Raw genomic sequence first — 25,117 nt, 5'->3', positions numbered from 1 at the left:
TATAACTAATAGTTTATCCCTTACAACCTTGTAAGGGATAATAGTATTCTATTATTGATATAATTCTTTACGAATATTCACTAATACTTGTTTAATTAATTCGGGATTGATTTTTTCTGGTAATTGACTTTGTTGAAAAGCTTGCTCAATTTTTTCTATTAATATTTTACTTCGCTCAAATAATGTTTCATAACTTAAAGCGCCAGATTTAATTTCTAACAATTCATCCCTGTTATCACACCAAACTTTGACTTTTTTTTCAGTAGCAATTCCTAATGCAATATAAAGCAACCTAAAAGTGTGCATCATATTTTTACTATCGTAACTTCGTCCATGTTCAATATTTTGCTGATAGCGGGCTTCATTACGCTCCTCAACCCATTGCCAATAAGCATGATACTGCTTGCAATAGGTACTGTAGCCGTCTTTATTAAAACTAAGATAGGCTTGTAATATAGCTGTTTCAGAGACACTGCTTAGTAAAACATCGGTGGCATTATCTTTTTTTATTACGCCTTGATAATCACTATTTGGATCATAAAAAACTGCATAAAGATTTTGTGCATGATTGATTTTAACCAACCCAATATTTTGCTGCTCCCAACAACGTTTTTTAAGCCAATTATTCAGTAATAGGCTTTTTCCATCTTCAATGATATAACAGAAATCAAGGATTGTTTTTAACTCTTTATCTATAGGATCCATGATCTTCTTATTTAACCCTTGCGCTTTTTTTATTTGCCCTTGAGCATAATGCACAAAAGTCTGTACGCATTCCTTTGATAAAAACCATTCTGGGTTAAATTGCATAAATAATGGATGACGATAAATAACAACATGCTCTGGTGCATTTAATAATTCTAAAATATTAGGATTAGACGCACACAGTAATTCAACAAATCGCCCTAATTCATAATAAACGATATCATTAGTTTTATTACTTACTTGTGGCACATAATCAGAGCAATAAAACATCTCTTTAGGTAGATAAAAAACACCTTTAATATCAGTATCTGAACTATCTGTTGCCAAATTTTGTGAACGACTACCTGAAATTGTTTCAAATAAAAGGTAAGGCTTTATATTGTCAATGGTCAGTTTCATCAAGTATTTTCCTAAACCAATTATTTAATATTTCACTATCTGGTACGGTGCGTTTCGCTAATTGAGTTGCTGTTTCTTGCCATAAAAAAGTGATCAGTTTTTGTATATTATCGGTTGGTAGCCAAGTAAAGTGTTCATCTTTATCTGCTTTAAAGCTCACTAACTCTCGAATAATTATTTGCTCATCTGTAGTTAATATATTTATTAGCTGATTAAGTTCCATCGGTGGGATATTCCCCGTTTTTACTGTCCAATAAGCAGCTAAAAGTGAACGTAATAGATAGAAATATTTTTTTAATTTTATGGGCTCATCTATCGCTTTACTTGCATGACTCTCTTCAAAATGATGTCTACTAACGGCTTTTGCGATCCCTCTATAATGATGAACAATGATTTGGGGTTGATAATATAATTGTGCCAACTCAAATAATTCTTTTTGGATACCAGCATATTGTTGATAAACAATAGGTGATTGTAACCACTCAAATAAGATAGCATTTGACTTACGTAATAGATGCAATGCTTTCGTAATATCCCAAGCTCCTACATCAAACCAATTATTTTCTATCCACTCAAATGTTTCTTTAGGTTTATCAATTGAAAGATATGCATTGCGAGGCCGTATAAAAATACCTCGTACATCATAGTCACTATTCGTTGATGCGAAGCCCCAAGCACGGCTTCCACTTTCAGCAACATAAAGTAGTTTTATTTGATGCATTTGCTCTATTTGTGGCAGTTTTTTTAATATCTGATTATGCATGATGATGTTACTCGGTATTTCCTTACAACTCTTAAATTTAATAATGTTGCCAATTATGATGATGACTAGAGCTAACAATAGCAACATAACTACTTTAGTGTCTTAATTTTATAATTTATTTTTTGATACCGTCTCCTATACCGTCATTTTTTTCGGTTCTTGTCAACCATTAGCAACCATAGAAAACAAAAAAGCCACCAGTAACTTACTGATGGCTCTTGGTTTTTTAACCTTTATCAACTATTGCTGATAAACGTTATTTTATTCCCACTCAATCGTTGCTGGTGGTTTTCCGCTGATATCATAAACCACGCGAGAAATACCATTTACTTCATTGATAATGCGATTAGAAACACGGCCTAAGAAATCGTAAGGTAAGTGTGCCCAATGTGCAGTCATAAAGTCTACGGTTTCTACAGCACGTAATGAAACTACCCAATCGTATTTACGGCCATCGCCCATAACACCCACTGAACGGACAGGTAGGAATACTGTAAATGCTTGGCTGACTTTATTGTATAAATCGGCTTTATGTAGCTCTTCAATAAAGATAGCGTCAGCACGACGTAGTAAATCACAATACTCTTTCTTGATTTCACCCAATACACGCACCCCTAAACCTGGTCCTGGGAATGGATGACGGTATAGCATGTCGTAAGGTAAACCTAACTCAAGTCCGATTTTACGCACTTCATCTTTAAATAGTTCTTTTAATGGCTCCACTAAACCTAACTTCATATCTTCAGGTAAGCCACCTACGTTATGGTGTGATTTGATCACATGCGCTTTACCTGTTGCAGATGCGGCTGATTCAATCACATCAGGATAGATTGTGCCTTGTGCTAGCCATTTGACTTGCGGTAATTTAACCGCTTCTTCATCAAAGATTTCAATGAAGGTATGACCGATAATTTTGCGTTTTTTCTCCGGATCGTTTTCACCTTTTAACGCAGTTAAGAAACGATCTTCAGCTTCAACATGGATAATATTGAGGTCAAATTTGCCTTTAAACATCGCCATAACTTGTTCGGCTTCGTTAAGGCGTAATAAGCCATTATCAACAAATACACAGGTTAAGCGTTTACCAATGGCACGATTTAATAATAATGCGGTAACAGAAGAGTCTACACCACCCGATAGCGCGAGAATAACGTGATCGTCGCCAATTTGTTGTTTTAAACGAGCAACAGTATCTTCAATAATCGCCGCGGATGTCCATAATGCGTCACAACCACAGATATCTAACACAAAGCGTTTTAAAATGGCTAAACCTTGATGGGTATGAGTAACTTCTGGGTGGAACTGTACACCATAGAAACGCTTCTCTTCATTTGCCATAATCGCAAATGGGCAAGTTTCAGTGCTAGCAATAGTGACAAAATCAGCGGGAATAGCCGTAACTTTATCACCGTGGCTCATCCATACATCTAATAAAGGTTTGCCATCTTCACTTACGGAGTCTTGAATATCACGGAACAGTTCGCAGGTTTCGCGGATCTCAACTTGTGAATAACCAAATTCACGCTCACCTGAGACTTCAACATCACCGCCTAATTGCATAGACATAGTTTGCATGCCATAGCAGATACCTAATACCGGCACACCCGCATTAAAGACGTATTCCGGAGCGCGTGGGCTATTGTCTTCTGTAGTACTTTCAGGGCCACCAGACAGAATAATACCATTGGGGTTAAATTCACGAATTTGTTCTTCGGTAACATCCCATGCCCAGAGTTCACAATAAACGCCGATTTCGCGAATACGGCGAGCAATAAGTTGTGTATATTGCGAACCGAAATCAAGGATAAGAATGCGATGATTATGGATATTTGCTGTCATTTGTGGTGAATTCCAAAACAAATAAAAAGTCATTAAATTGAAAGGCTTGTTAACATAATCTGTTTTCAAGCCTTTCTCGAATAATTACATACCTAAACGATAGTTAGGCGATTCTTTCGTGATAGTCACATCATGAACATGGCTTTCCTGAATCCCCGCACCACTGATGCGAACAAATTCAGCTTTGGTATTTAATTCTTTGATGGTTGCACAGCCTGTTAAGCCCATACATGAACGTAAGCCACCCATTTGTTGGTGAACGATATTTTTCAGTAAGCCTTTATATGCCACACGACCTTCAATACCTTCTGGTACTAATTTGTCTGCTGCATTATCAGTTTGGAAATAACGATCTGATGAACCTTTAGACATTGCGCCTAAAGAGCCCATACCACGATAAGATTTATAAGAGCGACCTTGGAATAGCTCGATTTCACCCGGAGATTCTTCTGTACCTGCAAACATAGAGCCAACCATCACACATGCTGCTCCAGCGGCTAATGCTTTAGCAATATCACCAGAGAAACGAATACCACCATCGGCAATCACCGGAATATTGCGATCTTTCAGTGCTTCAACAGCATCAGCAATCGCAGTGATTTGTGGAACCCCAACACCTGTTACGATACGAGTGGTACAAATAGAGCCAGGGCCAATACCCACTTTAACAGCACTCACACCTGCATCCGCCAGCGCTAAAGCCCCTTCTGCGGTTGCCACATTCCCCCCAATAATAGGTAAGTTTGGATATAAAGCGCGAGTTTCACGAATACGCTGTAATACCCCTTCGGAATGACCATGTGAGGAGTCGATAAGAAGAACATCAACACCAGCTGCCACTAATGCGGCGATACGCTCTTCGTTACCTGCGCCAGCGCCAACCGCAGCACCTACACGTAAACGACCATGCTCATCTTTACATGCATTAGGCTTGCGTTCTGCTTTTTTGAAATCTTTAACGGTGATCATGCCTTTTAAGTGGAAATGATCATCGACTACTAAGGCTTTTTCTACGCGCTTCTCATGCATTTTTTGCATAACAACATCACGCGCTTCACCTTCTTTAACGGTAACTAAACGCTCTTTTGGCGTCATTACCGCAGTGACAGGTTGGTCTAAATCAGTGACAAAGCGAACATCACGACCAGTAATAATACCCACTAATTCATTGTCTTTAGTCACTACCGGATAGCCAGCAAAACCATTACGCTCTGTCATTGCTTGGACTTCGCGTAAAGAAGTTTCTGGTGTTACCGTGATAGGATCCGTCACAACACCGCTTTCATGTTTTTTAACACGACGAACTTCTTCAGCTTGGCGTTCGATAGGCATGTTTTTGTGGATAAAACCAATTCCACCTTCTTGAGCTAATGCAATAGCTAAAGATGCTTCAGTCACAGTATCCATTGCAGCAGAAAGCATAGGCACATTTAAGCGAATTGTTTCAGTCAGTTGAGTAGATAAATCAGCAGTATTAGGAAGGACAGTCGAGTGTGCAGGAACTAACAAAACATCATCAAATGTAAGTGCTTCTTTTTTAATTCGTAACATAGCAATATCTCACCAAGGCGGCTTTTAAGAAATGGAAAATATTGCCGCGGCATTATACACACCGTAATCGGTTGCTTCTAGCTTTTTTTGAAAATTTTTATTGATCCTCTGGCTAACTTAGGTAGTATCAGTCAATTAAGTCTTTGTTTTAAAATTTGATCTGGCTCACATGACTCTACCGATAAACAATAATATTTTTACTGTTAGCCGTCTAAATAAGACCGTTCGCCAGTTATTAGAAATGGAAATGGGTCGCATTTGGATCAGTGCTGAAATTTCCAATTTTACTCAACCTGCTTCTGGTCATTGGTATTTCACGTTAAAAGATACCCATGCTCAAATTAGAGCGGCGATGTTTCGCGGTCAAAACACAAAAGTCACTTTTCGCCCTCAACATGGTCAGCAAGTATTAGTACGTGCGACTATCACGCTGTACGAACCCCGTGGTGATTACCAACTGATTGTCGAAAGTATGCAACCGGCGGGTGATGGATTATTACAGCAGCAATTTGAGCTTTTAAAACAAAAACTAAGTGCTGAAGGTTTATTTGATGCTCTTCATAAAAAACCACTACCAACACCTGCTAAACAAATTGGGGTGATCACCTCCTCAACTGGCGCAGCCTTACACGATATTTTAAATATTCTACGTCGTCGTGATCCCTCATTACCTATTATTATTTATCCCACAGCCGTTCAAGGTGCGGAAGCACCAATGCAGATAGTCCATGCCATTGAGCTGGCTAACCGTCGTAAAGAATGTGATGTGCTAATTGTCGGCCGAGGCGGCGGCTCATTGGAAGATCTCTGGGCATTTAACGATGAGCGCGTAGCCCGTGCTATTTTTGCTAGTGATATTCCTATTGTCAGTGCCGTGGGTCATGAAACTGATGTGACTATTGCTGATTTTATTGCCGATCTTAGAGCGCCAACCCCTTCTGCCGCCGCAGAGTTAATTAGCCGCAACAAACTCGAGCTATTACGCCAATTGCAGTCACAGCAACAACGTCTTGAAATGGCGATGGATTATTATCTAGCAAAAAAATTACGCGCACTAACACAACTTCATCATCGCTTACAACAACAGCATCCACACTTACGCCTTGCTCGCCAACAAAATGTATTGGCTGCAACTAAACAGCGTTTAGTGACCAGTTTTCAGCGCCTCCTACAAACAAAACAGAATCAACACACTCAGCTAAAAAAACGCCTTAACTATCAAGAGCCAAGTCCACAAATACAAACACTACTGCGCCAACAACAACAGTTAATTTATCGTATGAGAGAAAGTATTTCACAACAGCTTGCTCGTCAACGTGAACAATTTGCAATTAGCTGTTCACGTTTAGAAAGTGTGAGTCCTCTCGCAACCCTTTCTCGTGGTTACAGTATTAGTGAAGTTGCTTCAGGTGACGTACTGAAAAATACGAAACAAGTTAAAAAAGGTGATACGCTAAAAACGCGTGTTGAAGATGGCTGGATCACCAGTGAAGTGATAAATACACAAAAAATACCTGCTAAACGTAAACCAGCCCCCAAGAGTAAGTCATCCATTTAAACCATACATGGCAACCATAACAACGGCATCTTAATGATGCCGTTTGTGTTACTTGGTAACGATGGATAGCAGAAAACGCTTTCGTCCTGCTTTCAGGGTATATTACCGTTTATATTAAAAACGAATTTCTCCACCAAACAGGAAACTTCTGCCTCTAGCCGTTTGTTTATTTTGTCCCTGTTCATCCATAATTGGCGCTGAATTACTTCTATCAAGTGCATTTGAATAATTTTTATTCATGAGATTATGTACCGCAAATTTTAATGACACATTTTTATTCATTTGATAGTTAGCGTACGCGTTGATCACGGTAGGGATTTTTTCTTGTTCGACCATGGGAATAGTGCCTGTATCAAAATCAAACCCTTCAGCTGAAGCTTTACGACTTTTACCGGTAATTTGAATGATGGTGCCTAATTCGAGAGATCGGTCATCGAATAACCTCACACCAGCATCAATCGTTGCGTAGTATTTGGGAAGTTCTGATGCAGGACTTTGCCCAAAATCCCCCATCGCAAGAGAAGTGGGTTGTGAGGTACGCTCATTGCTATAAGAAAGTGTGGTATAGAATACATCAGCATCATAGTTTACTTGTAGTTCATAGCCTCTCATCGTGACAGGATCAAGGCTATTTGTGTATAAATAGATATTTCCATCGTATTCCATGCCACTGTAGTCATCGTCAGTAAAAGTGCCATCGATTTTACAGCGTTTACCCCCTTTACAAACATTATAAGAATCACTGGAAATATAGTTTTTAACTTTAGTATGATACCAAAGTGCTTTTAAGCGAAAGCTGTCTCCAGCAACAATTAAATCAGGGCGATAACTATTAAAACCTATTTGGAAAGTATCTGCTTTCTCACTTCTTAAAAAGGGGTTCATCGATGCCCCACCTTCATTAGCAAAGAAAATTTCCTGTGGGTTCGGCGCCCTTGTCGTATGGGCATAACTGATAAATGGTTCAAATTCAGGGATAATTTGTGCAGAAAAGAGTGCTCCCGGCTCCCACGCTTTTTCGTGGCGATTAACATTCATCGCACCTTCAGGAAAACACGCTGCTTTGGGATCACAAGCGGGTTTATATCCTTTAATATGATAATCCGTATAGTTTAAATTTAATGCGAGGGTATAAATATCGTATTCAAATTTTATTTGTGAAAAAAGACTGCTGATGTCGTTTTTTCCTTGCGGAGCAAATACATTGTATTCAATCATATTTTGTGATTGCCATGGGTCGCTCGAAGGAGCTGTCACTTCTCGATTATAATCAATCGACATCAGTTTAGTGCCTAATGTTAGTGCCATATCCAGCTCATGATAATTAAATCGACTGGTATTTTTAGCGACAAGTGCATTGGAAATATTTTTCGCATGTCCATTGCGTAATGACATTAAAGAGTCACCGGCAAATTTTTGCGAAGCTTGGCTTCTACTCAATAATATTTCACTATCAAAAAGATCGTTTAGCGGGGTATAACGATATTTAGCATAATAATCTTGGCTCTCTATGGTTCTTCGATTAAATTTATTATTATAAAACCGACCGCTTAATTCTATTTCATGAGAATCATTGGGTTTAAACGATATTTTTGCTAATTCAGAATGTGGCTTTTGGTTAAAGTCTTTAGTGGTTGCAAACTCATGACTATTAAAACCTGCCCCATTTTTATAAGAAGATTCAATATTATGTCCACTTATGGCAAACATAGCGCCAATATAACCATCATGATTAAATATCGGCTGTTTTCCTGCAATCGCAACCATACCGTTATAACCTAATCCATTAGTCCCTCGAGCCGCTTTACTTCTTATTCCCCAACGATGATTAGAAAATAAAACATCATCAATACCTATTGTTTTAAAATTAGCACTCCCCGCTAACGCATTAATACTATTTTCACCATCTTGTTGACCACGAGAAATATCAATTTGCACAATAAAGTTAGGATCGATCATGCTATTAAACTGGTTGTATGGTTGTCCACCATGCGCATATTGGCTAGGTGACGTGCTATACATCGTTTGTGTCACCCCATCAATCATCATATTGACTCGACCAAAACCACTTAATCCCCGGATATTAACCCCAACCCCCGGCTGACTGGCATCCATTTGGGTGTAAGTTCCCGGTGTAGATCGTAATGCTTGTTCTACCGAGCCAAGATTATTGATTTCACCAATAGCGCTATAAGCCCCCGGCTTAGCTAACGCTTTTTGCTCTGGTGTTTGTTTTTGTGCCGATGAGACTTTTAAACTACTAAATTGAACTGTTTTTTCCGTTTCAGCCGCAAACACCAGAGAATGAATACCAGAAAATAAAATACAAGAGCCAAGTATGTTCCTTGTTAATTGAGTTTTCATAATAAACCTATTCTTTGTTTTATTTAAATAGGCTCACTTTGCTTTCTATAAGCTAAAAGTTATTTAATTTAATAAATAACGATATTGTTATTATTGTTTTATAAGATAAAAATTAATAGCATTAACCCTGTCTCTCATTAAAGAGAGACAGGTTAATCATTAAAAATTTAAAAGGCTTGGTTTAATTACTTGATATTTTGTGTCTTAAAATAAATATCAGGCTGCTCTAACATTAAAATAAAGGCATATTCTCTCGCAGTATCACGTAGACGATTAAAACGACCGGATTTACCTCCATGTCCTGCACTCATATCGGTTTCAAGCAGAAGTAAATTATTATCTGTTTTTAATTCACGTAATTTAGCCACCCATTTTGCCGGCTCCCAATATTGAACTTGAGAATCATGTAAACCTGTAGTGACCAATAAATGAGGATAGGCTTTAGCCTCAACATTATCGTAAGGGCTATAAGATTTTAAGCGGAAATAAACGTCTTTATCCGCAGGATCACCCCACTCTTCATATTCACCTGTTGTGAGCGGAATAGAAGCATCCAGCATGGTTGTCAAAACATCGACAAATGGTACCTGAGCCACAACACCACGGTAGAGTTCAGGTGCCATATTAATAACGGCTCCCATAAGTAATCCACCAGCACTACCGCCCATCGCGTAGACATGTTTGGGTGCACCATAACCTTGGTTAATAAGGTATTTTGTGGCGTCGATAAAGTCAGTAAAGGAGTTGACTTTATGCTCCATTTTCCCTTGGTTATACCAGCGTTTGCCTAATTCACCACCACCTCTAACATGGACAATGGCATATACAAAACCTCTATCTAATAAACTTAAACGGGCAGAGCTAAACGAGGGGTCGATACTGCTGCCGTAAGAGCCATAACCGTATATTAAGATTGGGTTTTCGCCTTTCTTAAATAAGTCTTTACGATAAACCAGCGATACAGGCACCTCTACACCATCTTGTGCTTTTACCCAAATACGTTCACTTTCATACAAATCATGCTTAAAGCCTTTCACTTCCTGCTGTTTAAGCAATTGTTTTTCTTTGGTTTGCATATTCCATTGATAGGTAGAAGAAGGCGTGGTCATTGAGGTATAACCAAAACGTAACTCTTCGCTATCAGCTTGTGGATTGACACTTAGCCATGCCATATAGACAGGATCATCAAAAATAATATTTGTTGATTGTCCTGTTTTCCAATCAATTTGGCGTAATGACACTAAACCTTGTTTGCGCTCTTCAAGCACTAACCAACGATTAAACAGTTCGAAGCTTTCCAAGTCTACTTCTGGCTGAGGAGCAATTACGGTTTGCCAAGGTGCATCGATAGAGGCCGTTTTATAAAGACCATATAGCTCACTTTCATGATTAGAGCGAATATAAAATTCACCTTTAAAATGATCGATATAATATTCTCGACCTTCTTGGCGAGGAGAAAAAACCACCATGGGTTTTTCTGGTGCATTGGCATCAATTAAACGATATTCAGAGGTTGTAGAGCTTGCAATAGTGACTAGAATATAATCTTCTGATTTGCTTTTCTCCATCCAGGTATAAAAACGATCATCATTCTCTTCAAAGATTTTCACGTCTTGTTTTCTATCACTACCGTATTGATGGCGATAAATTTGGTATGGCAATAAAGTTTGCGGATCTTTATCTACATAGAACAGTGTTTGGCTATCATTTGCCCATACTAAATTCGCTGAAATATTGGTTAAAACATTCTCTTGCCATGTTTTGTCTGTCAGATCTTTATAAGCAACTGTATAGTTGCGACGTCCTTCTTTATCTTCAGCAATAGCAATACGTTTGTTATCTGGACTAATGGCTAAATCACCTAATTGATAAAACTCATGTCCTTTAGCTCGCTCATTACCATCAACAAGAATTTCCCATTCTCCATCACTTCCTATTGGTTTACGTTGATAAATAGGAAAGTCTTTACCTTCTTGGTAAATGGTTTGGTAAGTATAGCCATTATAGTCATAAGGCACTGAGGCATCATTTTGTGCCATACGCTCAACCATCTCATTATAGAGCGTATTCTCTAGTGTTTTGCCCGCTGCCATTACTGACTCAGTATAAGCATTTTCAGCCTTAAGATAGTCAATAACTTGTTTATCTTTGCGTGCATCATCCCTAAGCCAATAATAATTATCAGTACGAGTGTCACCATGTTCTGTCATCACATGGGGGATTTTATTCGCTTTCGGTGGCATCATAATAACGTCCTTCTCTGTTTGAGCCATTGTCGGTGTTGCGGTGATCAAGATTGCCATCATGGCACCTGTTAATCCCTGCGTCACCGTTTTTCTTGTCGCGGATAACATGTTTAATTCCTTGTTATGTTAGGATTATAAAGTCAATGTGGAAAATTCAATTGCCATTTCAATTGTTATTTGACCATTAAAAAGCAGTTCTTCTGGGGGCTTTGGTAATGGCTGAGCACGCTTAATAACACTTTGTGCCTCTTTATCTAGTGAGCGCACACCACTGCTATTAATCAATTCGCAGGCTATGACATAACCTTGTCCATCAACAATAAAACGCACTTTAGGTGCTCCCGTACGCCCTTTTCTTTTCGCTTCTTCAGGATAAGCTTTATAACGATTTAAATGACCTTTGGCTTTAGCTTGCCATAATGCCAAGGCATCTGCTTCTTTATTTGCATCACTATCATAATTTGCAGAAACATCGTTAGCCTGTTGTTTCGCAACAGAATGGCTTGTTGAGGGCGCGGATAGGCTAGATACATTTTCACTGACAATAGGTGAAGGTTTGGTTGGTGCAATTGAAGGGGCAACCTTAACTGAAGTCTGGTTTTGTAGCACTTTTTTCGGCTTTTCAAGCAAAATATCTGCATTTTCATTAATAATAAGATTGGGTTGTTTCTCCGCAATCTCTTGCTGCTGCTTTTTTTGGCTGGCGACAGCCATTTGCTGATCAACACCGACAATCTGTTTTTCTTTATTCACCGCTTGGACGTTTTCACTTAAGCTAAGCATAACAGCCGGTGCAGGTTGATGGATTATCACCGGGCGTTGTTGCGTGATATAGAAATAACTAATAACTAAAGTAAAATGAAATACTATTGATAAAATAAAGCCTGAATATCGACAAGGCTGTAATTGCGCCATTTGGTTAACGGAAGAAGAGATCAACATATGCGTATCATCAATAATCAAGGATGGGCTGCAGGGGTTATCCACAAATAATCGGCATGTTCAGAGGTAATATCGCTACCTTCTTCTGCCATGATAAGTACCGTGACTGTTTCATTAGGGGCTAAATCTTTAATATGTAAAGGTACACCCATTAATTTAGTGGCATGAAATGAGCCGGCAATCAACAGTGCGGGCATAGGGGCATTTAATAAACTTTTTGCCATTGCACGATCACGCAGTTGTTGGATCACGGTCATTTTTTCAATTTGTGTTTTATCAAGTGCACCACCATGAGAAAGCTCAATAGTTTTACTAATAAGCTGACGAACAGCAGGTTGCGTTGAATATTCACCTTCAATATTAGGTGGATTTTTATATGCATTTGTAATATCACTGCGATCGATATTAGCAGCTAACAATGGATAATCTGCTTGTAGCCCTTCTTTAATCAGATTGCCATACCCTTTCCAAGACCAGCCTTTATTCCAATTGAGTACAGACATTAAACGTTCATCACGTAAATATTGTGAGCTAGAGTAACGTTTTTTCGTATTATCAACTAAGTTTTGCTGATCTGGCGTCAACATCTCTAATAAAACCGCACCTTGAGGACGTTTATTGGGAAGTTGTGTCATTAACCAATACTCAATCTCATGGTGATATTGATTGTCATGTTTTTCGCCAACAATCACCCGCGATTGGCTGGCTAATTGAGTTAATAGCGCATTAGCTGTGATTGTCTTTCCTGTACGCGTATCAATAATATTGGCTGATGTAATAATAGCGGGAGTTGTGCTAGGTACGGTGTTTTTTTCTACTGTACTACATGCGCAGACAGTAATAAGTGAAGCTAATAACAGGAACCATTTAGATATTGAAAAAAACATATTAACCTTATAGTTATATTTACTTATTTTTAATATAGGCTTAGATTAATATTAATAAGAATAATTATCAATATCATTGTTATAATTATTTGTATTTAATGTTGACGGATTGATACCGTAAAATAAAAACGCCTTTTATTAAAAAAGGCGCTTTGCTTAAAGTGGTTATTTTAATCAGTTTAGCGATTAGCGTTGAGATTGTGTTTGTGCTTCAACCACAGCTAATGCCACCATATTAACAATGCGACGAACAGATGCAATTGGCGTTAAAATATGGGCAGGCTTAGCAACTCCCATTAACACTGGACCTACCGTTACCCCATCGGAGCTAGTGACACGTAATAAGTTATAGCTAATGCGCGCCGCTTCCATTGTTGGCATCACTAACAGATTAGCTGAACCTTTTAGTGGGCTGTCTGGCATAATATCGCGACGAATTGACTCAACTAAAGCAGCATCAGCATGCATTTCACCATCAATTTCTAATTCTGGGGCGCGTTGTTTAATAAGTTCTAACGCTTTTCTTAATTTTATAGATGATGGGCTGTCAAAAGAGCCAAAACTTGAGCGGGATACTAATGCTGCTTTTGGCTCAATACCAAAGCGACGAATAGTATCTGCCGCCATTATAGTGATATCAGCAAGTTGCTCAGCGGTAGGATCTTCATTTACATAGGTATCAGTAATAAAGGTGTTACCACTCGGCAGTAATAGTGCATTCATCGCCCCTGCAGTATTAGATCCTTCACGTAAACCAAAAACATTTTTATATATTTCAAAATGTTCCGAATAACTTCCCACGGTTCCACAGATCAAGCCGTCTGCTTCCCCTCTACGTACCATAATTGCGCCAATCAGTGTTGGATTACCAATAACGGCTCGACGAGCTTGTTCTTGCGAAACACCGCGACGTTTCATTATTTGATAATATTCTTGCCAATATTCTTTAAAACGCGGATCGTTTTCATTGTTTACAACTTCAAAATCTCTACCCGCTTGAATATGTAAGCCTAATTTCTGAATACGCATTTCAATCACACTAGGACGACCAATTAGGATCGGCTCAGCAAGTCCTAAAGTGACTAATTCTTGAGTCGCATGCAGAACGCGGTTATCTTCCCCTTCCGCCAATACAATGCGTTTTTTCTCTTTTTTCGCTTGAGCAAAGATAGGTTTCATAAATAAATTCGTTTTATAAACGAATTCATTGAGGTGTTCGATATAAGCGGCGAAATCTTCAATTGGACGGGTTGCCACACCTGAATCCATTGCAGCTTTTGCAACGGCAGGCGCAATTTTAACAATTAAACGTGGATCAAAAGGTTTTGGAATAATGTATTCTGGGCCAAATGACAGTTCTTGATCGCCATATGCGCTAGCAACCTCTTCATTTTGTTCTGCTAGTGCCAATTCAGCAATTGCATGTACACAGGCAAGTTTCATCTCTTCATTGATAGCGGTTGCCCCCACATCCAGCGCACCACGGAAAATGAACGGGAAACAGAGAACATTATTGACCTGATTAGGAAAATCAGAGCGTCCGGTACAAATAATCGCATCTGATCGTACCGCTTTGACTAACGGTGGTAAAATTTCTGGCTCCGGATTTGCTAGCGCAAGGATCAGCGGGTCGCGTGCCATTTTTTTCACCATCTCTTGGGTCAGTACCCCCGGCCCTGAGCACCCTAAGAAAATATCGGCATCGTTGATCACATCATCAAGTGTGCGGCTGCCGTTATCTTTAATCGCATAAGCCGCTTTAGTTTCTGCCATATTGGCTTCACGGCCTTGATAAATAACCCCTTTTGAGTCACAAACAACAATATTTTCACGCTTTAACCCTAAAGCGACAAGTAGGTTCATACACGCGATAGAAGCAGCACCGGCACCTGAAACCACTAAGCGAACTTTATCAATATTTTTACGAACAATACGTAACCCGTTGATAATAGCGGCCGTAGAAATAATTGCCGTACCATGCTGATCATCATGAAAGACAGGAATATTCATTCTCTCACGCAGTTTTTGTTCAATATAGAAGCATTCCGGTGCTTTAATATCTTCTAAATTGATCCCACCAAAAGTCGGTTCCAATGAAGCGATAATATCCACCAATTTATCAGGATCGGTTTCATTCACTTCAATATCAAATACATCAATGCCGGAGAATTTTTTAAATAATACGCCTTTACCTTCCATCACAGGTTTTCCTGCTAAGGCGCCAATATTACCAAGTCCTAAAACAGCCGTACCATTAGAGATAACGGCAACCAAGTTACCTTTCGCTGTAAAGCGATACGCAGCTAAAGGATTAGCCGCAATTTCAAGGCAAGGAGCCGCAACACCCGGTGAATAAGCTAATGCTAAGTCACGTTGTGTTATTAGTGGTTTAGTTGGTGTCACTGTGATTTTGCCAGGATTAGGGAATTCATGAAAATCCAATGCACTTTGTTGTAGTTTGTCTTCCATCTTCATATCCTTTGTATCAATAGGGTAAGGGCTTGGTTAGTATAATGGTAATAGCTCGTTAAATCATGATGGTATCGACACTTTTTTCAAATTAGTTCATCTCATTTATTATAAACCGCTCATACCTATTTCTGGGTATATTATTAACCCAGTTTAATTTCATTATGGAAATAAACACGAACAGAAAAAATACAATCTTTGTTTATTATTTATCTATAACTAAATTAACTCTTAAAATAATTAAACTTTTTATATTGTTTTATAAATCAATAACTATTTTTACTTGTAGTTGCATTTTAATATAGTTAAAAATTAACTTAATACATTGTAATAAAAGGATTTATCTATCATTAGAACTTTTATTAGTCGTTTTGGTTATTTTCTTTTTTACCCGTAACAATAATTGGTGTAATATTGCCAACCGTCAATTTTATTTTCTTATTGTTTTAATAAGATATCTGATTCTAATTTTTATTCCTTATTTGGAATTTATTTTTTATTTTCTGCTGTTGAAAAGATTACGCATATTATTTTTTAGGGAGAGGGGTTATGCCTAGCTACTCAATTATGATAGTGGATGATCACCCTATCATGAGATATGGATTACGGCTATTGTTAGAGCAAGACAAGGAATTTATTGTAGTAAGCGAAAGTGGCAATGCTCAAGAAGCAATCACCACAGCAAAACAGTTAAATCCTGATCTTATTATGATGGATTTACACCTTCAAGGACGCTCTGGTATTGATATTATTCGTTCTCTGCGTCGCTGTGGTTTAACATCTTATGTATTGGTTTTATCAATTTCAGATTCTCGCAATGATGTGTATGCTGCATTAGATGCTGGTGCTAACGGTTATTTATTGAAAGAGTGTGAACTTGATATGTTGCTACTCAGTTTACGTAAAGCGGTGGTTGGGCGCCCCGTTTACAGTGAAAAAGTTTGGCAATATATCCAATTAAGACAAAACTATTCTGATCCGCTATCTGCATTAACAAAAAGAGAGCTTGATGTCCTTCAAGAAGTGGCGGTGGGAATGAAAAATAAACAGATTGCCGAAAATCTGTTTATCTCAGAAGAAACCGTCAAAGTACATATTCGTAATATCTTAAAGAAACTACAAGTGACATCACGTTTAGCGGCGAGCCTTATCTTAATTAAGCATCAGCACTAAACGAATTTACCCCGACATTAAGTCGGGGTAATTAAGTTCTTAAGGAAGCCATTTTCTCACTTTAGAAAATCACTCAATAGGGACAGGATAACTTAATACTTTGAAGTGATTATCGGGTAACTTTTCAATTTTTAACTGATAAAGCTCTCGATTGATACCGTTAATCACTATATCCAGTTCACTAAATGCTGACTGTACATCACTATTTCTAGCCCAAGCAGGAATATCTTTGACACCATAATAAAAATAGATAGTACTTTTATCTGAATCGATAGGTTGTATCTCTTTTATTTGGCTAATAAAAAGGTGTCCATAACAAAAATCTTGATATGGTTGCCAAGCTTTTCGTCCTTTCTCGCTTAGAGAGAACACCCACTCGTCACCATCGACAGTTTGTTCAATTAAACCAGCATCCATTAATGCATTCATTCGCTCTAAAACCCATGGAGCATCATTTTCATTACTGTAAACGGGCCATTTCCCTTCGCCTAAACACAATAAATAATCACTGTTAAAAAATGCCTGTAGGGCTGTTTTATACTCATCAACCTTTTTGCTGTCTTCATCTTCATTAGCCCAGCTAAAAGTAGAGAGTAAAAGCAATATAAGACTCAGTGAAATACTTTTCATATTTTCTTTTACCAACGGAAATCTTTATTTCTATTACTCTACGTTACACAATTCGTTACACTTAGGTGACAGGTTAATATCCAATATATTTTATAATGTAAATAGGATTTTTCACTACAACAAAACCTGCTACTTTGGATCTGTATAACACTTATACGTATTGATACCAATATTACGTATTGTCATATAAGGAAAATATCATGTCTACTACTAACCTGACATACACGATGTACGGCATAAAAAATTGCGATACAATCAAAAAAGCACGTAAATGGCTAGATGATAATCATATTCCTTATGTTTTTCATGATTACCGTAAAGACGGTTTGAAGGAAGCATTATTACTCACCTTTACAGAAAATTTAGATTGGCAGACATTGGTGAACAAAAGAGGAACAACTTGGCGTCAATTATCTGATGAAGAAAAAAATGCTATCACTGATGTGAATGCAGCCATTGCACTTATGCTTGATAAACCTGCCATTATTAAACGTCCAATTTTAGTCTCTTCTGATAATCGTTTTATGGTAGGTTTTAATGCTAATGATTACCTGACTTTTACAGGAGCCTAATTTTTATGTCCTGCCCTGTTATTGAACTTGCACAACAACTTATTTCTCGACCTTCCGTAAGCCCAGATGACCAAGGTTGTCAGCAACTGATCATCGAAAGATTAACACCTTTGGGCTTTACCATTGAAAAAATGCCTTTTGGTCAGACCGAAAATCTTTGGGCATGTCGTGGTGGTGAGGGAGAAACCCTCGCATTTGCAGGACATACCGATGTTGTTCCTCCCGGCGCTAATGCATTATGGGATAACCCGCCTTTTGAGCCATCTATTCGTGATGGAATGTTATATGGCCGAGGTGCCGCCGATATGAAAGGCTCTCTCGCAGCCATGGTTGTCGCGGCTGAACGATTTGTGCATGCTTATCCGCAACATCGTGGACGTCTTGCTTTTTTAATTACCTCCGATGAAGAAGCCGATGCGCATGATGGTACCGTTAAAGTGGTCGAGTCATTAATATCTCGAGGAGAGCGACTTGATTATTGCTTAGTGGGTGAACCATCAAGTCAGCATCAACTCGGCGATATGATAAAAAATGGCCGACGGGGTTCAATAACAGCAAATGTCACTATTTATGGTACGCAGGGCCACGTTGCTTACCCTCACCTTGCACAAAACCCTATTCATATGGCGTCACCTTTTATTCACGAGTTAGTGAATACAGTATGGGATAATGGCAATGAGTATTTTCCCGCCACTACCATGCAAATTGCCAATATTCATAGTGGAACAGGCAGTAATAATGTGATCCCAGGTGAGTTATTTATACAGTTTAACTTTCGTTTTAGCACCGCTATTACAGATGAAGAAATTCGTCAACGTACTGAAGCATTACTACAAAAATATCAGTTGCGTTATCACATTTCTTGGTCTTTATCTGGGCAACCTTTTATCACTGGTGAAGGAAAATTACTGGATGCGGTACGTTATTCAGTAAAACACTACACCAATATAGAGCCAACGCTTTCAACTAGCGGAGGCACCTCCGATGGACGATTTATCGCCCAAATGGGTGCACAAGTTGTTGAATTAGGGCCTATTAATGCCACCATTCATAAAGTAAATGAGTGTGTCAGTGCTGCTGATTTACAACAACTTAGTCGCATCTATCAGCGGATCATGGAGCAGATTATTTTATGATAACCCCTTTAATGTTAACGGGTCGTTCTACAGATCATTTAGTGACTTTATCAGAGCGACATCATTTACAGTTTAATGCGACAAAAGCCTTTTTAGCGTTACAACAACAAGCGGCCAAAGCGGGATTTAAATTAATGCCTGCCAGTTCATTTAGAAGTTTTGAACGTCAGTTAGCGATATGGAATGGCAAATTTGAAGGCACTCGCCCTGTATTAGATGCTGAAAGTCAACCTATTGATATTCAGACATTATCAGAAGGCCAACGCTGTGAGGCGATTTTAAAATGGTCTGCATTACCCGGAGCAAGTCGCCATCATTGGGGCACCGAAATTGATTTTTACGATCCTTTCCGTTTACCTAATGGGCAATCATTGCAATTAGAACCTTGGGAGTATGAACAAGGGGGCTATTTTGCACAACTTAATGACTGGCTGACTGAAAATATGTCAGCTTACGATTTTTATCGCCCTTTTACCGATAAAGAGAGTTATATTGCCTATGAGCCTTGGCATATCAGTTATTTGCCTCTCTCTTATGAAGCTTCGCAGGCCTATACTATCGATATCCTTCGCGCTGTTTTAGAAGAAGAGCCGATTTTAGGTAAACAATGGCTATTAGATAACTTAGAAACGGTTTATCAACGCTATATTGTGCTACCAGAATAATTAGATTTTACTTATCTCAGGAGACATCTTGTTTATCTATTACAGGAAGTCTCCACATAAATATCAACAGACAGGCTAAAATTATCAGCAATAAAATTCTCACCCACCACATTGAGACCAACCATAGCGAGATAGCAAAAGTTACTAAAATGACTAAAATAGCTTTCGGCTTAGCCCCCTTAGGCATGGCGCGATAAGTTTGCCAATAACGCAAATAACCACCAAACCAAGAGCGATATAGCAACCAGTGATGAAAGCGTGTTGATGAGCGAGAAAAACACCATGCCGCTAATAACAAAAATGGTGTAGTGGGTAACACAGGTAAAACAACACCTAATGTGGCTAATCCAACACATAACCACCCTGCTATAATCAATAATATCCGTTTCATGTTATGCTTTCCAAATTATGCTTGGTCGCTCTAGGGTAAAGAGTAAATAAAAAAGCTCCTCATTCTCAATAACAATTTTAAAACATAAGGCGGGTTTATGCACTGGATCACTGACTATTGGTGGGTTATTTTAATTCTTTTAGTTGGAATAATTATTAATGCCATAAAAGATATGAATAAAATAGATCCAAAACAGTTTCTAAAAAATAAACGGAAACTGCCTCCCCATCGCGATTTTAATGATAAATGGGATGATGAGGACGATTGGCCCAACAAAAATGACCAGAAGAAGTAGTCGTTAACCAATGTTGGTAAGCCTGTGCTAATTGCTCATCTTTTTCTGCCATCAGTTGTTGGCATTGCCGACGTAGTGTCGTGACAAGGGCTTTCTTACCCGATAACGAAAATTGTTTTACACAGGCCTCTACAGATTGCTTATCAATAAAAAATGCCACTAATAACGGGTAGCGTGATCTATCACCTTGCAGAAAATAACCAACACTTTGATATACCGTTAATATAGAGCGATGGGCGAAAGCAAAACCTGCCATCATCAGCCAGTGATCTGCTTCACTGGCGCTAGGCAATGCAGTAGCAAGAGAGATACCTGTTTGCTGAGTGATATAATCACTTTGTAATGCGAGTGCTTGTTGTGCAACTTGTAATAATTGCTGCCCCTGAGCACTGATTGGGTAAATAGCCATAGCAGTATAACAGCCACTACTGGCTTCTTTATGAACGCCTAATCTCACCAGATAAAAACCACATTGTTGCCAAAAATTGGCTAATGCGTCGGTATAGCCAAAACTGACAGAAAGGTAATCAATATTCTGTTTCTGGCACTGCTTAGCAATATCCGCAACTAATTTTGCAGCGACTTTTTGACGTCGATATGCTGGCAATACCGCAATTCGGCTGATGCGTAATGAAGTTAAACACATTGCCTCAATGGATAAGCCGTAAGTGACTAACGATTGGGCAACAAGATTACCTCTTGGTCGACGTATACCTCGCCAAACATCTTGTGCTAAGGCTTTCGCTAGTCCCCCTTCTTCAATACACCACACCGCCCCAACAAGATGCCGATGAATAAATGCAGACCAATAGTGCTGCTTTTGTCCATCGAATAAACGTCGAAGATCTAAAGGCGTGGTTCGATAATGAGCACTAGTTAAAAGTTGATAAAAATTGGCTCGTTGTTCACTATCGAAATGCTGGCATGAGGTGATCACCACCTCGCCAGATTGGTTAGCATGATGAAAAGAAGGCTCATCAAGTAACAACAGTTGATTAAGCCAATTTTCGAGTGGATCGTCCTGCGCCCAGCGAATAGGTACGGTAAGTTGATAATTTTGTAACGTTGGAATGCTATCACCCAGTTTTAAAATAAAGCCGCGCCCTGTTCCTTCATAGCCTTGTACCGTGGTGGTCATTAACACTCGAGGGAAGTGCTGACAAAGAGCTATAAGTTGAGCAATGGGTATAGTCGCCGCTTCATCAATAATTAACCAATCTCGACACAAATGCTCTGTATGACAAAGGGCTAACAAATTATCCGGTGAGTAGAACTCGATGGTTTTATGTGTATGAGATAATAGCACTTCAATACTGTTTCTCGCAGGGGCACAAACCGTCACTGAGCCAGGCCACTGCTCTATCAACATTCCTGCTAACGCTGATTTTCCTCTGCCTCGTGGTGCCGTGATACTCCATACGCCAGATTTTGCCTGTAAAAGATGCGCTAATAACTGTTGCTGTTGTATGGTTGGCATCCCTTGAGGCAACGCCCACTGTTGGCCTGTATTTTTTATTTCAGGTAGAACAAGGGGCTGCGATGCTTGCCAAATAATGGCCTGTTTATCTGCTAGTGTAATTTTTGCTAACCAAGCCATAAAATGGGGAGTAGATATAACCCCTTGCGCATCATTCCAGCGCTGACTATCGTTATCAATATAATGTTGCCACTGAACAATATCGGGTAAACATAAGATAAGCCAACTTCCTGCTTTCAACGTTCCCGTTAGCATCGCTAGTGCATCAGCATTAAAAGCATGGTTAGCGTCAAATACAGCGTGAAGATATTCACGGCCTAATAGTTGATGAGCATGTTCTGGTTTTATCGCCTCAGACATCTCTGAAGAGAGTATTAGCCAATCGCCTTTACACTGCTGTTGGATAGCTCGAAGTTGTTCCCTTTGCCATGTATAGCTCCCCGCTAAAAGGAGTAATCGCCGCTGACCTAGTCGAGCGAAGGCTTGTTGATAGCGCAATAAATCTAAAGATGGCACTACTATGACTTACCTATCAATAACGAAAGGATCCCCGCAGCAATCAGTGGACCTACTGGAACCCCCCTAAATAGGGCGACACCAATAACGGTTCCTACGAGTAAACCCGCTACCGTTGACGGTTGGTTATTCATAAGTGACACCCCTCGTGCCCCTAACCAAGAGACGATGATACCAATTGCAATCGCTAGTAATGATTTCCAATTTAAAAAAGAATTGAAAACTTCTTGTGCGGAAATGCGGCCTGTGGCAATCGGTGTCATAACACCTACGGTGAGGATCAAGATCCCAATGGTCATACCGTATTTTTCGACTAATGGAAAATATTGGTTTAACGGTGTGATTTTAATAACCAATAAAAAGATCATTGCTAAAGTGACAGTCATATTATGACTAATAATGCCCAGGCCTGCGAGTACCAGCAAAATTAGCAATGAGGGATCAACATTACTCATCTATTTTTATAATCCTTCTCTTTCTCTGAATCATTCTAATATCATTTAAGCGTGAGATGGTATTAGTTCAATGACGAAGAAGCAAATGTATCACAAGATTTAATATCGCCACTATTGTAGCCGCGCATAAACCATGTCTTACGTTGTTCTGCAGTGCCGTGAGTAAAGCTATCCGGTACAGCGTAACCCTGTTGTTGGCGTTGCAGCCTATCATCACCGATAGCTTGTGCGGTTTTAATGGCCGTCAGTAAGTCCGCTTCATCAACACGGCCTTCACCGGCAATAAAGCGCCCCCACATACCCGCAAAACAATCAGCTTGCAGTTCTAGTCTTACTGATAAGCGATTTGCTTCCACTTTTGAACGTGCCATTTGCTGTTTTTCACGCATTTGTGTGGTGATACCAAGTAGATGCTGAACATGATGTCCCACTTCATGAGAAATCACATAACCTTGAGCAAACTCTCCCCCCCCACCAAGGCTGTTTTTCATTTCATTATAAAAAGAGAGATCGAGATAAATTTTTTGGTCTGCAGGACAATAAAAAGGCCCCATCATTTTAGTGCCGGTACCGCATTGCGTTGTGGTACTGTTGGTATATAGCACTAATTTAGGATCACGATATTGTTCGCCGGCTTTGGCAAACATCCCTTGCCAAAAATCTTCCGTACTGGCTAATACAACACTGCTAAAATCTGCCGCTTCATTATAAAGGGCAGATTGTTGTTGGCTATTTTGTGTTGGTTGTGATGTTTGCCCTGTAAGCGAATTAAAATCAAACCCCATAAAGCTTGCGATCACCAAAATAATAATGATCACAAAGCCATATTTTGTACGCAATAATAGTGCAATTAATCCTAATGGGAGATTACCACCACCGGATGCAGAAGAAGGCTGCCCTCTTCTATCTTCAACATTATTGCTTCTTCGGCGATCATTCCAACGCATAACCCTTCCCCATTATGTAATTCACTTAATTTTAATTGCTAGGTCATTTTGATGACAACTTATCTTAGATAATAACAAAAATTATCTCATCACTATTGCCTATTTTTTAAGAGCAAAATAATAGCACCCATTAGTCACTTTCAATTCATCTTAGTTAATTTTTCTTTATAGCATATTAAAAAGGTCAGTTTTTAAGCTGACCTTTTTCTTTTATGGATAATATTGCTGACGTAATCGATTGCGCAGTTAGTCTAAAGAAACACCAATTCGACGTGCAACTTCTTCATAGGCTTCAATTAATCCACCTAAACTTTGACGGAAGCGATCTTTATCCATTTTATCTAAGGTGTTTTTATCCCATAAACGGCTACCATCTGGTGAGAATTCATCCCCCAGTACAACTTTACCGTTAAAGAGGCCAAACTCTAATTTAAAGTCAACGAGGATCAGACCGGCTTTATCAAACAGTTCACTGAGGACATCGTTTGCTTTATAACTAAGACGTTTCATTTCTGCGAGGTTTTCTTTTGATACCCAACCAAAAGTTTCACAGTAAGATTCATTAACCATCGGATCATGACGGGCATCGTCTTTTAAGAAGAGATCAAAAATAGGTGGGTTTAAGACAGTACCTTCTTCAATACCTAAACGTTTAACCAGTGATCCAGCCGCTCGGTTACGAATAACACATTCAACAGGCACCATATCGAGTTTTTTTACTAGCACTTCATTATCAGAGAGCAAACGTTCCATCTGCGTTGGGATACCCGCTTCTTCCAATTTGTTCATAATGAAATAATTGAACTTATTGTTCACCATTCCTTTACGATCAAACTGTTCAATACGTTGGCCATCTAACGCTGATGTATCGTTTCTGAATTCAAGAATAAGATAATCAGAAGACTCAGTGGTATAAACCGTTTTCGCTTTACCACGATACAACTCAGCTTTTTTTTGCATCTGACACACTCCAAAGATGTGATAGGTTTAACAAGAAACTTGCTTTCCATACTCTACTCTAGATTGGATAAAAAAGCTTTTAAAACGTGGAGGGGATCACTAAAAAATATCACTGTCGACTATTTTTTAGCGGCTCTAATCAATAAGAGAAATAAGTGAATTGAGTGATAAAAAGGC

General features: G+C 39.0%; 21 protein-coding genes. 6 read left to right on the top strand and 15 right to left on the bottom strand.

The genetic code is table 11. The annotated features are described in order from the left end of the window. Window positions 1-51: 51 nt before the first annotated feature. From AACU95_RS15180 to guaB, 4 genes are all read right to left on the bottom strand, one after another. Window positions 52-1,104 carry a DNA polymerase beta superfamily protein gene (locus AACU95_RS15180; RefSeq protein WP_004250906.1) on the bottom strand — a complete coding sequence of 351 codons (1,053 nt, stop codon included), beginning with the start codon at window positions 1,102-1,104 and terminating at the stop codon, window positions 52-54. After that, window positions 1,088-1,867 carry a nucleotidyltransferase domain-containing protein gene (locus AACU95_RS15175; RefSeq protein WP_141192239.1) on the bottom strand — a complete coding sequence of 260 codons (780 nt, stop codon included), beginning with the start codon at window positions 1,865-1,867 and terminating at the stop codon, window positions 1,088-1,090. Before AACU95_RS15175 ends, AACU95_RS15180 begins: the two co-directional genes overlap by 17 nt. Before the next feature lie 261 nt (window positions 1,868-2,128). Continuing rightward, window positions 2,129-3,706: a glutamine-hydrolyzing GMP synthase gene (gene guaA, locus AACU95_RS15170; protein WP_004250844.1), complete on the bottom strand. Its 1,578-nt coding sequence runs from the start codon at window positions 3,704-3,706 to the stop codon at window positions 2,129-2,131. 84 nt (window positions 3,707-3,790) lie between these two features. Further along, window positions 3,791-5,257 carry an IMP dehydrogenase gene (guaB, locus tag AACU95_RS15165; protein WP_004243391.1) on the bottom strand — a complete coding sequence of 489 codons (1,467 nt, stop codon included), beginning with the start codon at window positions 5,255-5,257 and terminating at the stop codon, window positions 3,791-3,793. Window positions 5,258-5,426: 169 nt separating this feature from the next. On the opposite strand from guaB, the gene xseA reads away from it, so the two are divergent. Continuing rightward, complete coding sequence (xseA, locus tag AACU95_RS15160; RefSeq protein ID WP_036907869.1) at window positions 5,427-6,815, top strand: exodeoxyribonuclease VII large subunit; 1,389 nt, start codon at window positions 5,427-5,429, stop codon at window positions 6,813-6,815. Window positions 6,816-6,929: 114 nt separating this feature from the next. Here xseA and AACU95_RS15155 read toward each other — a convergent pair whose 3' ends face one another. The 5 genes from AACU95_RS15155 to maeB form a co-directional block, all read right to left on the bottom strand. Further along, on the bottom strand, window positions 6,930-9,179 hold the full coding sequence (locus AACU95_RS15155; protein ID WP_087740738.1) for a TonB-dependent receptor domain-containing protein: 2,250 nt from the start codon (window positions 9,177-9,179) through the stop codon (window positions 6,930-6,932). A gap of 185 nt (window positions 9,180-9,364) precedes the next feature. Further along, window positions 9,365-11,533 (bottom strand): S9 family peptidase, encoded by a 2,169-nt coding sequence (locus tag AACU95_RS15150; protein WP_004243395.1) that lies wholly within the window; start codon window positions 11,531-11,533, stop codon window positions 9,365-9,367. Window positions 11,534-11,557: 24 nt separating this feature from the next. Beyond that, window positions 11,558-12,367, bottom strand: coding sequence for a TonB family protein (locus tag AACU95_RS15145; RefSeq protein WP_004248270.1), 810 nt, complete (start codon window positions 12,365-12,367; stop codon window positions 11,558-11,560). 17 nt (window positions 12,368-12,384) lie between these two features. Then, the gene (locus AACU95_RS15140) at window positions 12,385-13,254 is read right to left on the bottom strand and encodes a ChaN family lipoprotein (protein ID WP_012368031.1); all 870 of its coding nucleotides are present in this window, start codon (window positions 13,252-13,254) and stop codon (window positions 12,385-12,387) included. Between the two features lie 186 nt (window positions 13,255-13,440). After that, entirely contained in the window at window positions 13,441-15,723 is a 2,283-nt protein-coding gene (gene maeB, locus AACU95_RS15135; RefSeq protein ID WP_004250839.1) for an NADP-dependent oxaloacetate-decarboxylating malate dehydrogenase, read from the bottom strand. 549 nt (window positions 15,724-16,272) lie between these two features. Between maeB and AACU95_RS15130 the strand changes: the two genes are divergently transcribed. Further along, entirely contained in the window at window positions 16,273-16,896 is a 624-nt protein-coding gene (locus tag AACU95_RS15130) for a response regulator (RefSeq protein ID WP_004248273.1), read from the top strand. Between the two features lie 69 nt (window positions 16,897-16,965). Here the strand turns inward: AACU95_RS15130 and AACU95_RS15125 are convergent, their stop codons facing one another. Next, a complete protein-coding gene (locus tag AACU95_RS15125; RefSeq protein WP_004248274.1) occupies window positions 16,966-17,526 on the bottom strand; it encodes a hypothetical protein in 561 nt (186 codons plus the stop codon). 200 nt (window positions 17,527-17,726) lie between these two features. Between AACU95_RS15125 and AACU95_RS15120 the strand changes: the two genes are divergently transcribed. Genes AACU95_RS15120 through AACU95_RS15110 form a run of 3 tightly spaced genes read left to right on the top strand, consistent with a single transcriptional unit; the run spans window position 17,727 to window position 19,899 of the window. Further along, entirely contained in the window at window positions 17,727-18,098 is a 372-nt protein-coding gene (locus tag AACU95_RS15120) for an ArsC family reductase (protein WP_004248275.1), read from the top strand. Window positions 18,099-18,103: 5 nt separating this feature from the next. Beyond that, on the top strand, window positions 18,104-19,234 hold the full coding sequence (dapE, locus tag AACU95_RS15115; protein WP_012368032.1) for a succinyl-diaminopimelate desuccinylase: 1,131 nt from the start codon (window positions 18,104-18,106) through the stop codon (window positions 19,232-19,234). Further along, the gene (locus AACU95_RS15110; RefSeq protein ID WP_004250835.1) at window positions 19,231-19,899 is read left to right on the top strand and encodes a M15 family metallopeptidase; all 669 of its coding nucleotides are present in this window, start codon (window positions 19,231-19,233) and stop codon (window positions 19,897-19,899) included. Before dapE ends, AACU95_RS15110 begins: the two co-directional genes overlap by 4 nt. Before the next feature lie 16 nt (window positions 19,900-19,915). Here the strand turns inward: AACU95_RS15110 and AACU95_RS15105 are convergent, their stop codons facing one another. Continuing rightward, the gene (locus AACU95_RS15105) at window positions 19,916-20,290 is read right to left on the bottom strand and encodes a DUF454 family protein (protein ID WP_004248280.1); all 375 of its coding nucleotides are present in this window, start codon (window positions 20,288-20,290) and stop codon (window positions 19,916-19,918) included. Between the two features lie 97 nt (window positions 20,291-20,387). On the opposite strand from AACU95_RS15105, the gene AACU95_RS15100 reads away from it, so the two are divergent. Next, window positions 20,388-20,585: a YpfN family protein gene (locus AACU95_RS15100; protein ID WP_004243408.1), complete on the top strand. Its 198-nt coding sequence runs from the start codon at window positions 20,388-20,390 to the stop codon at window positions 20,583-20,585. On the opposite strand, the gene AACU95_RS15095 is transcribed toward AACU95_RS15100, so the two are convergent. The 4 genes from AACU95_RS15095 to purC all read right to left on the bottom strand — a co-directional run bounded on the left by AACU95_RS15095 (window position 20,527) and on the right by purC (window position 24,940). Next, window positions 20,527-22,578, bottom strand: coding sequence for a tRNA(Met) cytidine acetyltransferase TmcA (locus tag AACU95_RS15095; protein ID WP_036971667.1), 2,052 nt, complete (start codon window positions 22,576-22,578; stop codon window positions 20,527-20,529). The two genes, AACU95_RS15100 and AACU95_RS15095, sit on opposite strands and share 59 nt — an antisense overlap. Window positions 22,579-22,580: 2 nt before the next feature. Continuing rightward, window positions 22,581-23,033: a DUF441 domain-containing protein gene (locus AACU95_RS15090; RefSeq protein ID WP_004243411.1), complete on the bottom strand. Its 453-nt coding sequence runs from the start codon at window positions 23,031-23,033 to the stop codon at window positions 22,581-22,583. Between the two features lie 62 nt (window positions 23,034-23,095). Continuing rightward, window positions 23,096-23,980, bottom strand: a complete 885-nt coding sequence (ypfJ, locus tag AACU95_RS15085; protein ID WP_004243412.1) for a KPN_02809 family neutral zinc metallopeptidase — start codon at window positions 23,978-23,980, stop codon at window positions 23,096-23,098. Between the two features lie 246 nt (window positions 23,981-24,226). Next, on the bottom strand, window positions 24,227-24,940 hold the full coding sequence (gene purC, locus AACU95_RS15080) for a phosphoribosylaminoimidazolesuccinocarboxamide synthase (RefSeq protein ID WP_004243413.1): 714 nt from the start codon (window positions 24,938-24,940) through the stop codon (window positions 24,227-24,229). Between the last annotated feature and the right edge of the window lie 177 nt (window positions 24,941-25,117).

This window comes from Proteus sp. G4415, assembly GCF_963896075.1.
GTDB classification, from domain to species: domain Bacteria; phylum Pseudomonadota; class Gammaproteobacteria; order Enterobacterales; family Enterobacteriaceae; genus Proteus; species Proteus mirabilis.
Note: the sequence above shows the minus strand (reverse complement) of the source record. Positions and strands in the feature narration are given on the sequence as shown.

What these genes read in the sequence shown, in the direction of transcription:
- AACU95_RS15180 (WP_004250906.1), bottom strand. Translation starts at nt 1,104, where the DNA reads ATGAAACTGACCATTGACAATATAAAGCCTTACCTTTTATTTGAAACA.
- AACU95_RS15175 (WP_141192239.1), bottom strand. Translation starts at nt 1,867, where the DNA reads ATGCATAATCAGATATTAAAAAAACTGCCACAAATAGAGCAAATGCAT.
- guaA (WP_004250844.1), bottom strand. Translation starts at nt 3,706, where the DNA reads ATGACAGCAAATATCCATAATCATCGCATTCTTATCCTTGATTTCGGT.
- guaB (WP_004243391.1), bottom strand. Translation starts at nt 5,257, where the DNA reads ATGTTACGAATTAAAAAAGAAGCACTTACATTTGATGATGTTTTGTTA.
- xseA (WP_036907869.1), top strand. Translation starts at nt 5,427, where the DNA reads ATGACTCTACCGATAAACAATAATATTTTTACTGTTAGCCGTCTAAAT.
- AACU95_RS15155 (WP_087740738.1), bottom strand. Translation starts at nt 9,179, where the DNA reads ATGAAAACTCAATTAACAAGGAACATACTTGGCTCTTGTATTTTATTT.
- AACU95_RS15150 (WP_004243395.1), bottom strand. Translation starts at nt 11,533, where the DNA reads ATGTTATCCGCGACAAGAAAAACGGTGACGCAGGGATTAACAGGTGCC.
- AACU95_RS15145 (WP_004248270.1), bottom strand. Translation starts at nt 12,367, where the DNA reads ATGTTGATCTCTTCTTCCGTTAACCAAATGGCGCAATTACAGCCTTGT.
- AACU95_RS15140 (WP_012368031.1), bottom strand. Translation starts at nt 13,254, where the DNA reads ATGTTTTTTTCAATATCTAAATGGTTCCTGTTATTAGCTTCACTTATT.
- maeB (WP_004250839.1), bottom strand. Translation starts at nt 15,723, where the DNA reads ATGGAAGACAAACTACAACAAAGTGCATTGGATTTTCATGAATTCCCT.
- AACU95_RS15130 (WP_004248273.1), top strand. Translation starts at nt 16,273, where the DNA reads ATGCCTAGCTACTCAATTATGATAGTGGATGATCACCCTATCATGAGA.
- AACU95_RS15125 (WP_004248274.1), bottom strand. Translation starts at nt 17,526, where the DNA reads ATGAAAAGTATTTCACTGAGTCTTATATTGCTTTTACTCTCTACTTTT.
- AACU95_RS15120 (WP_004248275.1), top strand. Translation starts at nt 17,727, where the DNA reads ATGTCTACTACTAACCTGACATACACGATGTACGGCATAAAAAATTGC.
- dapE (WP_012368032.1), top strand. Translation starts at nt 18,104, where the DNA reads ATGTCCTGCCCTGTTATTGAACTTGCACAACAACTTATTTCTCGACCT.
- AACU95_RS15110 (WP_004250835.1), top strand. Translation starts at nt 19,231, where the DNA reads ATGATAACCCCTTTAATGTTAACGGGTCGTTCTACAGATCATTTAGTG.
- AACU95_RS15105 (WP_004248280.1), bottom strand. Translation starts at nt 20,290, where the DNA reads ATGAAACGGATATTATTGATTATAGCAGGGTGGTTATGTGTTGGATTA.
- AACU95_RS15100 (WP_004243408.1), top strand. Translation starts at nt 20,388, where the DNA reads ATGCACTGGATCACTGACTATTGGTGGGTTATTTTAATTCTTTTAGTT.
- AACU95_RS15090 (WP_004243411.1), bottom strand. Translation starts at nt 23,033, where the DNA reads ATGAGTAATGTTGATCCCTCATTGCTAATTTTGCTGGTACTCGCAGGC.
- ypfJ (WP_004243412.1), bottom strand. Translation starts at nt 23,980, where the DNA reads ATGCGTTGGAATGATCGCCGAAGAAGCAATAATGTTGAAGATAGAAGA.
- purC (WP_004243413.1), bottom strand. Translation starts at nt 24,940, where the DNA reads ATGCAAAAAAAAGCTGAGTTGTATCGTGGTAAAGCGAAAACGGTTTAT.